Source organism: Leisingera sp. F5 (genome assembly GCF_001593695.1).
The window spans coordinates 1-1,000 of record NZ_LUKH01001487.1; the positions used below are offsets into that span (position 1 = coordinate 1).

A 1,000-nucleotide genomic window follows, 5' to 3' on the forward strand; every position below is an offset into this window, starting at 1 on the left:
ACAAAGTTTTGGTAATCTACAAAACCGCTGGCGAAGCAGGTGCCAAGGCCGGCATTGAACGGCTGGAAGCCACTGGCAATGTGGTGCTGGTCAGCGGCCCGGACGCCGCCGAGGCACAACGCGCTGAATACACCATCGACCAGGGCACCATCGTTATGACCGGCAATGTTCTGCTGAACCAGAAAAGCGGCACCCTGGCCTCTAACCGACTCGAGGTGAGCCTGACCTCAGGCACCGCCAAAATGGCCGGCCGGGTGAAAACAATCCTTAACCCGGACGGCGGCAGCAACTGATGGCGAAGCCAGATCTGACCGTCACCGAAGGCTCCTCCGGGCTGCGTATTGAAAGACTGCGCAAATCCTATCGCAAACGGGTAGTGATCCGGGACGTGTCGATGTCGCTGAACCGGGGTGAGGTGGTGGCCCTTCTGGGGCCAAACGGGTCCGGCAAAACCACCAGTTTCTACGCCATTGCAGGCCTGGTCTTTCCCGAAGCCGGCACTGTCAGCATCGACGGCCAGAACGTCACCGGCTTGCCGATGTACCGCCGCGCGCGGCTGGGCATCGGATACCTGCCGCAGGAGATGTCGATCTTCCGCGGGTTGTCGGTCGAGGACAACATCTCTGCCGTTCTGGATATCTCGCAAAAGCACGAGCACAAACGCCGTGAGCGGCTGGAAGAGCTGCTGTCCGATTTCTCGATCGAACACCTGCGCCGCGCGCCCGCCCTCGCGCTGTCAGGCGGTGAACGGCGCCGAGTCGAGATTGCCCGCTGCCTTGCCGCAGATCCGAAATACCTGTTGCTTGACGAACCCTTTGCCGGCGTTGACCCGATCTCGGTCGGCGATATCCGCCACTTGGTTGCCGACCTCAAGAAACGCGGTATCGGCGTGCTGATTACCGACCACAACGTGCGCGAGACCCTGGAGATCGTGGACCGGGCCTATATCCTGCATGACGGCCAGGTGCTGATGTCCGGCAGCCCTGAGGAAGTGGTTGAA

General features: G+C 61.1%; 2 protein-coding genes. Both read left to right on the forward strand.

Annotation, left to right across the window (positions count from 1 at the left end):
* Window positions 1-293 (forward strand): LptA/OstA family protein (locus tag A2I95_RS42465; RefSeq protein WP_291738224.1); only part of this gene is annotated, 293 nt, incomplete at its 5' end.
* On the forward strand, window positions 293-1,000 hold a 708-nt coding region (gene lptB, locus A2I95_RS42470; protein WP_291738225.1), incomplete at its 3' end, for an LPS export ABC transporter ATP-binding protein. The genes A2I95_RS42465 and lptB, both read left to right, overlap by 1 nt.